The 7,372-nt window shown below is 74.3% G+C and carries 4 protein-coding genes; all 4 read right to left on the bottom strand.

Going from position 1 to position 7,372, the window contains the following annotated elements:
* Nucleotides 1-199: 199 nt before the first annotated feature.
* The 4 genes from ACWGDE_RS11695 to ACWGDE_RS11680 all read right to left on the bottom strand — a co-directional run bounded on the left by ACWGDE_RS11695 (nt 200) and on the right by ACWGDE_RS11680 (nt 7,297).
* Nucleotides 200-3,667, bottom strand: coding sequence for a protein kinase domain-containing protein (locus tag ACWGDE_RS11695; RefSeq protein ID WP_453388795.1), 3,468 nt, complete (start codon nt 3,665-3,667; stop codon nt 200-202).
* A 129-nt stretch (nt 3,668-3,796) separates the two neighbouring features.
* Nucleotides 3,797-4,570 (bottom strand): succinate dehydrogenase/fumarate reductase iron-sulfur subunit, encoded by a 774-nt coding sequence (locus tag ACWGDE_RS11690; RefSeq protein ID WP_453388794.1) that lies wholly within the window; start codon nt 4,568-4,570, stop codon nt 3,797-3,799.
* Nucleotides 4,567-6,471 (bottom strand): fumarate reductase/succinate dehydrogenase flavoprotein subunit, encoded by a 1,905-nt coding sequence (locus ACWGDE_RS11685; RefSeq protein ID WP_453388793.1) that lies wholly within the window; start codon nt 6,469-6,471, stop codon nt 4,567-4,569. Before ACWGDE_RS11685 ends, ACWGDE_RS11690 begins: the two co-directional genes overlap by 4 nt.
* A gap of 1 nt (nt 6,472) precedes the next feature.
* Nucleotides 6,473-7,297, bottom strand: coding sequence for a hypothetical protein (locus ACWGDE_RS11680; RefSeq protein ID WP_453388792.1), 825 nt, complete (start codon nt 7,295-7,297; stop codon nt 6,473-6,475).
* Nucleotides 7,298-7,372: the final 75 nt, after the last annotated feature.

Below are 7,372 nucleotides of genomic sequence, written 5' to 3'. Positions count from 1 at the left end.
GGATTTGGCGGGCGTCAGCTGCACGTGCGCCCAGCCCAGCGAGCGCCCTGACGGGCTGAGATTGCCCTGCGGGCAATCCAGAGCGCCAAGGGGGCGACATCAGCCAAATCCAGCCCCGCCGGCGGTTGAGGCGCGGGGGTCCGGGGGCTGGCCCCCGTGCGGCGGCGCCGCACCCGGCAGCGGGCCCGCCCCCGCGTGGCTACGGCAGGGCGTACGCCACGAGGGTCGGGCGGGAGAGGATCAGGTAGGGGCCCACCAGGAGGGTGTCGCCCTGGGCGAGGGACGGCTGTTCCCACATGCGCAGGGGCTTACCCGTCTCCGGGTCCAGGACGGCGACGAAGGGCCCCGCCTCCCGGCTCAGCAGCCCGCGCCGGCCCCCGCGGGGGGCCTTCACGTACAAGGCCCCCGGCCGCAGGCCCAGCAGCTCGATCGCGCACACCGTCCCCTCGCGCCGGATCACCGTCCGCTGCCAGCGCAGCGCCCCCGTCTCCGCGTCGAGCGCGAAGACCAGGTCCCAGCCCTGGTCGACGCGGTGCGCGGCCGCGTACACCGTGCCGCGCTCGACGAGCAGCCGCTCCGCCGGGGCGCCCAGGGCGAACTGCCACAGCTCCCGGCCGCTGCTGCGGTCCAGGGCGCGTACGGCACCGCCGTCCAGCAGGTGCACGGGCCGCGTGTCGGGCGTGCGCTCGAAGGCCTCCCGGCCCCGGAGCTCCGACCAGGCCCGCCGTCCGGTCGACAGGTGCAGCGCCTGGAGCTGCCGCCCGTCGGCGAGGACCAGGCAGCCGCCCGCCGCGACGGGGGAGCGCGTGGCACGGTCCGTCAGCGCCCGCTGCCACAGGACCTCGCCCGTCGCCGGCCGCAGGGCCGTCAGGTCGCCCGGCGCCCCGTGGACCAGTACCGGACCGAGGCTGCGCAGCGCCCCCGGCTCCGGCAGGTCGCGCCACCACCGCACGCGCCCGTCGTACGGCTCGCGCGCGAGCAGCCGTACCTCCTGCTCGCCGTCCCGCCGCACCTCGACGTAGACCGTCGCGGCGTCCGCCTCGCAGGCGACCCGGATCCGACCGGTCCCGGGCAGCGGCGGTGCGGACACGCCCTCGTCGGCGTGGGCCGTCCAGAGGGTGGTTCCCCCGGCGGCCCGGACGCAGCCCACCTCGGACCCGGACCGCCACACCAGGTGGGCGCCGGCGGCGTGCAGGGCCTCGGGCACGGCGCCCGTGTTCCACGTGCGCGTCCCGGGGGACGTGCGTGCGGGCAGCGTGGCCGTCCTCGGCCCCGCGGCCGTGCCCGTGCCCGTGCCCGTGGGCGAGCCGGGCCGTGCTCCTGCTCCCGCGCCCGGGCTGCCCGGACCGGCGGTCCCGCGCGGTGCGGAGCTCCCCGGGTCCGCGGCCGCCTCCGCCAGCCAGGACGCCCGGCCCGCGGCCGCGCACTCCCTGGCCGTACGGGCCAGCTCGCGGGCCCGGTCCGCCGCGTCGGGCAGCTCCCGGGCCAGTTCGGCGCGCTCCCGGGCCTCCGCTGGGCCGAGCGGCGGGTGCGAGCCCCGCTCGACGCTCGCCCGGGACTGTGCCAGCGAGGCCAGTGCGTGGTCGGCCTTGTCGTCGGCGGCCGACCGCGGCCGGCCGCTCAGCAGGTTGCCGGCCCGGGTGCGCAGCCGCTCCGCCTGGACGAGCCGCCCCTGCTCGGCATGGTGCGCCGACTCCTCGCGCAGCCAGGCCGCCCGCTCCTCCAGGAACCGGGGCAGCTCCTCCTCGGCCTGCTCCAGGGCCCGGGCCCCGCCCGCCGGATCCCCGGCGTCGACCCGGTCGCGCGCCACCTGGCACAGCGCCAGCAGCCGGCCCCCGGCGGAGCCGATCCGCTCGCTCAGGCGCAGGGCCGCGGACAGGTCCCGCGAAGCGACGGCCAGCACCACGTCGTACGTCGCCGCCCCGCGCTGCGCCGCGTCCTGGATCGAGGCCAGCCGCAGCTCGGCCTCCTGGGGGTCGGCGGCGGTGAGGGCCGTACGGATGCGGGCGCGCAGCCGCTTCTCGGCCGGGCCGCCCGCGAAGTGGTAATCGGTGATCTGCGCGGCCTGCTCGGGCGCGACCTCGACCAGCTGCTCCGCGACGGCGCGCAGCGGGCCCTCCCGGTTCGAGCCGAACACCGTGAACAGCGCCTGCTGCGCGTCGGTCAGCAGCCGCCGGGCCCGTGCCGGGGCCTGCGCGGCGGTGTCCTTGGCCAGACCGGTCAGCAGCCGGGCCAACCGCGCCCCGTCGCCCCCCGTGCCGGTCCACGCGGCGGCCTCGGCCTCGGCCAGCAGCCGTCCGGCGAGCTCCGCGTCGAAGCGGGCAGCGGCGTCGGCGGCCACGGCCAGCACCTGGATCCGGGCCTCGCTGTCCGCCGGCAGCACGCGGAGCGCGTCCTCGGCCTCCCGCAGCAACTCCCGTACGAACTCCCGTACCCCGACGGGCACCCCGCCGACGCCGACGCCGGCGCCGGCGCCGACACCGTCCCCGGATCCGGCCCCGACACCGTCCCCGGTCCCGGCCGCATCCCGGGCCTCCTGCCCGGCTCCGGTACCCGCCCCGGCGGAGGCCCCGCCCCCGGTCCCGGCCCCCGTACCGGTGCCGTCGGTCCCGCCGCCACCCCCGGCCCAGCCGCCCGGCCCGACACCGGTCGGGCCACCACCACCCGTACCGCCCCAGCCCTCGAACCCGTCCCAGCCCGGGGTCTCGTCCGGACCCCCGGTTCCGCCCGGACCCCCGGTTCCGCCCGGACCCCCGGTTCCGCCCGGACCCCCGGTGCCGTCCCGGCCCCCGGTTCCGCCGGTGTTCGCCGACGCCCCCGTCCCGCCCCGGCCGGACCGAGCGCCCCGGACGCCCAGCAGCTCCCGCAGGGCCGTGGCCACCGCCTGCGCCGACTCCGGCCGGTCCGCCGCCTCCTTGGCCAGCAGGTGCAGCACCAGCCGGTCCACCTCCGGCTCGACCGGCGCGCCGGCCTCGCGCAGCGACAGCGGCGGGTCCTCGATGTGCCGGCGCATCAGCACGTAGGGCCCCTCGGACTCCCCGAAGGGCGGCTCCCCGCTCAACAGGGCGTACAGCACGCACCCCAGCGCGTACAGATCGCACCGGGCGTCCACCCGCTCGCCCCGCCACTGCTCGGGGGCCATGTACGGCGGGCTGCCGAAGATCCGGCCGGTGACCGTCCAGCCCGCCGTCGCGTCGGCGGAGTGCGCGATGCCGAAGTCGCAGATCTTCAGCCGCCCGCCGGGCAGCAGGAAGAGGTTCGCCGGTTTCAAGTCCCGGTGTATCACCGACTGTTCATGCGCGGCGGCCAGCGCCTCGGCGCTCTGCGCGGCCAGTTCCAGCGCGAGCGGCGCCGGCATCCCGCCCGGCGTCCGCGACAGCGCCGTGCGCAGGTCCTCGCCCGCGAGCAGCTCCATCACGATGAAGAGCCGCCCCTGCTCCCGGCCCACGTCGTGCACGACGGTGATGCCGGGGTGCTGGAGCCGCGCCCCGATGGTGGCCTCGCGCCGGAAGCGGGCGACCACCTCCTCGTTCGTGGCGGCCTCCAACAGCACCTTCACCGCGACGGCGCGGTCCAGCGCCGTGTCGTGCGCCTGCCACACCTCGCCCATGCCGCCCTGGCCGAGCCGCCGGTCGAGGCGGTACCGGTCCGCCAGCTGATCCCCCACCCGCACCGCGAAAGCCCCCTGACGTCACGTCAACGACGTTGCTCAGGGGGCATTGTGTACCGCGAAGTGAACGGTTGGGGGGCGTCGGGGAACCTTGGCCGCCCGAGGGGGCTCGGGCGGCCCGGGTGGCTAGCGGCCGGAGCGGCGGCCGATCTTGTTGCCCAGCCACACCAGCGGGTCGTACTTGCGGTCCACGGCCCGCTCCTTCAGCGGGATCAGGGCGTTGTCGGTGATCTTGATGCCCTCGGGGCAGACCTCCGTGCAGCACTTGGTGATGTTGCAGTAGCCGAGCCCGTGCTCCTCCTGGGCCGTCCGCTTGCGGTCCAGCCCCTGCTCGGCCGCCGCGTCCAGCGGGTGCATGTCCAGCTCGGCCACCCGCATCAGGAAGCGCGGGCCGGCGAAGGCCGTCTTGTTCTCCTCGTGGTCACGCACCACGTGGCAGGTGTCCTGGCACAGGAAGCACTCGATGCACTTGCGGAACTCCTGCGAGCGCTCCACGTCCATCTGCTGCATCCGGTACTCGCCCGGCGCGACCCCGGCCGGCGGTACGAAGGCCGGGACCTCGCGCGCCTTCTGGTAGTTGAAGGACACGTCCGTCACCAGGTCGCGCACGACCGGGAAGGCCCGCAGCGGGGTCACCGTGATCGTTTCTTCGCGGGAGAAGGTCGACATGCGCGTCATGCACATCAGCCGCGGCCGCCCGTTGACCTCCGCGCTGCACGAACCGCACTTGCCCGCCTTGCAGTTCCACCGCACCGCGAGGTCGGAGGCCTGCGTGGCCTGGAGCCGGTGGACGATGTCCAGGATCACCTCCCCGTCGTGCACCTCCACGGTGAAGTCCCGCAGCTCCCCGCCCTCCGCGTCGCCCCGCCAGATCCGGAACGAGGCATCGTAGGTACTCATCCGTACAGCTCCTCTTCGGCGAGGTACTTGACCAGCTCTTCCTTCTCGAAGAGCGCGAGCAGGTCGGGCCGGATGGGGTCGGTGCGCACCCGGGTCAGTTCGATCCGGTCCGCCGCCGGGTCCGATGGAGCGGGCTCGACCGGCCGGCACAGCAGGTTCACCGGCCGCCAGGACCGTTCCATCGCCGGGCAGTCCTCGCGGGTGTGCCCGCCCCGGCTCTCCGTGCGCTCCAGGGCCGCACGGGCCACGCATTCGCTGACCAGCAGCATGTTCCGCAGGTCGAGCGCCAGGTGCCAGCCCGGATTGAACTGCCGGTGGCCCTCGACCCCGGCCCGCGAGGCCCGCAGCCGCAGGGTCCTGAGCTTCTCCAGCGCCTCGGCCATCTCGCCCTCGCGGCGGATGATGCCGACGAGGTCGTTCATGGCCGTCTGGAGCTCCTGGTGCAGGGTGTACGGGTTCTCCGCGCCCTCGGCGGCATGGAACGGGGCCAGCGCCTCCCCGGCCGCCTCGTCCACCCGGGCCTGGTCCACGACCGGTAGCCGGCCCGCCTCCGCGGCCGCGTACTCCGCCGCGTGCAGCCCGGCCCGGCGGCCGAAGACCAGCAGGTCGGAGAGGGAGTTCCCGCCGAGCCGGTTCGAGCCGTGCATCCCGCCCGCCACCTCACCGGCGGCGAACAGCCCGGGCACTCCGACGGTGGCGGCGGTGTCGGAGTCGACCGCGATGCCGCCCATCACGTAGTGGCAGGTCGGGCCGACCTCCATCGGCTCGGCGGTGATGTCCACGTCCGCCAGCTCCTTGAACTGGTGGTACATCGAGGGGAGCCGCCGCTTGATCTTCTCGGCCGGCATCCGCGTGGACACGTCCAGGAAGACCCCGCCGTGCGGGGACCCGCGCCCCGCCTTGACCTCGGAGTTGATGGCGCGGGCCACCTCGTCGCGGGGGAGCAGCTCGGGCGGGCGCCGGTTGTGGTCCGGGTCCTCGTACCAGCGGTCGCCCTCCTCCTCGGACTCCGCGTACTTCTCCTTGAAGACGTCCGGGACGTAGTCGAACATGAACCGCTTGCCCTCGGAGTTGCGCAGCACGCCGCCGTCGCCGCGGACGGACTCCGTGACGAGGATGCCCTTCACCGACGGGGGCCAGACCATGCCCGTCGGGTGGAACTGCACGAACTCCATGTTCAGCAGGGGCGCCCCGGCGAGCAGGGCCAGCGCGTGGCCGTCGCCGGTGTACTCCCACGAGTTCGAGGTGGTCTTGAAGGACTTGCCGATCCCGCCCGTGGCCAGGACGACCGCCGGGGCCTCCAGCACGAAGAAGCGACCGGTCTCGCGCTCGTAGCAGAAGGTCCCGGAGACCCGCTGCCCCTCTTTCAGGACCCTGGTGACCGTGCACTCCTGGAAGACCTTGAGCCGGGCCTCGTAGTCCCCGTACTCCTTGAAGTCCTCCTGCTGGAGCTGGACGATCTTCTGCTGGAGCGTGCGGATCAGCTCCAGGCCGGTCCGGTCGCCCACGTGCGCGAGGCGCGGGTACTCGTGCCCGCCGAAATTGCGCTGCGAGATCTTCCCGTCGGGCGTGCGGTCGAAGAGCGCGCCCCAGGTCTCCAGCTCCCAGACCCGGTCCGGGGCCTCCTTGGCGTGCAGCTCCGCCATCCGCCACTGGTTCAGGAACTTGCCGCCGCGCATCGTGTCGCGGAAGTGCACCTGCCAGTTGTCGCCCTCGTTGACGTTGCCCATGGAGGCGGCGATGCCGCCCTCCGCCATCACGGTGTGGGCCTTGCCGAACAGGGACTTGCAGATCACGGCCGTACGGGCGCCGCGCTCCCGGGCCTCGATCGCGGCCCGCAGTCCGGCGCCGCCCGCGCCGACCACGACCACGTCCCACTGCTGCCGTTCCACTTGAGCCATCTCAGAAGATCCTCGGGTCGGTGAAGGCGCCGCTGGCCACCAGGTACACGTAGAAGTCGCATGCGGCGACGCTGATCAGCGAGGCCCACGCCAACTGCATGTGACGGGAGTTGAGGCGGCTGATCCAGCCCCACAGGCGGTAGCGAACCGGGTGCTTGGAGAAGTGCTTGAGGCGGCCGCCCATGATGTGCCGGCAGGAGTGGCAGGACAGCGTGTAGGCCCAGATCAACGCGATGTTGACGAGGAACAGGAGCGTCCCGAGGCCCATGTGGCCCCACTCGTACCGCTCGTCGCGGAAGGTCAGCACGGTGTCGTACGTCAGGATGCCCGCGACCGGCACCGCCGCGTAGAAGAAGTACCGGTGCATGTTCTGGAAGATCAGCGGGAAGCGGGTCTCACCGCTGTACGAGGCGTGCGGCTCGGCGACGGCGCAGGCGGGCGGCGAGGCCCAGAAGCCCCGGTAGTAGGCCTTGCGGTAGTAGTAGCAGGTCAGCCGGAAGCCGAGCGGGAAGATCAGGATCAGCAGGGCGGGGGACAGGCCCCACCAGCTGCCGAAGAGATCGAGGTTGGGGCCGCCGCGCATCTCCTGGCAGTTCTCCGCGAGACACGGGGAGTAGAAGGGGGAGACGTACGGGGCCGCGTAGTAGTCGGCGTTGGCGAAGGCCCGCCAGGTGGAGTAGACGATGAAGGCGAGCAGCCCGGCCGCGGTGCCGGCGGGGCTGAGCCACCACCGGTCGGTCCGCAGGTGCCGGGCTGCGATCGCGGCCCGCGAGGCGTCGTGGACGCCGCCGGGCCGCTGGGATGGTGGTTGGGTGCCTGTGGCCAAGAGGGACTCCGGGTGGAGTGATGAGGGGGTGGCCCAGGAGACCCAGCCGGCCTGAGGCGGCCGGCCGGGCCTGGT

The sequence above is a fragment of the Streptomyces sp. NPDC054956 genome (genome assembly GCF_053609185.1).
Note: the sequence above shows the minus strand (reverse complement) of the source record. Positions and strands in the feature narration are given on the sequence as shown.

Bases quoted from the DNA above. Each gene is read 5' to 3' on its own strand.
- ACWGDE_RS11685 (WP_453388793.1), bottom strand. From the start codon at position 6,471: ATGGCTCAAGTGGAACGGCAGCAGTGGGACGTGGTCGTGGTCGGCGCG.
- ACWGDE_RS11690 (WP_453388794.1), bottom strand. From the start codon at position 4,570: ATGAGTACCTACGATGCCTCGTTCCGGATCTGGCGGGGCGACGCGGAG.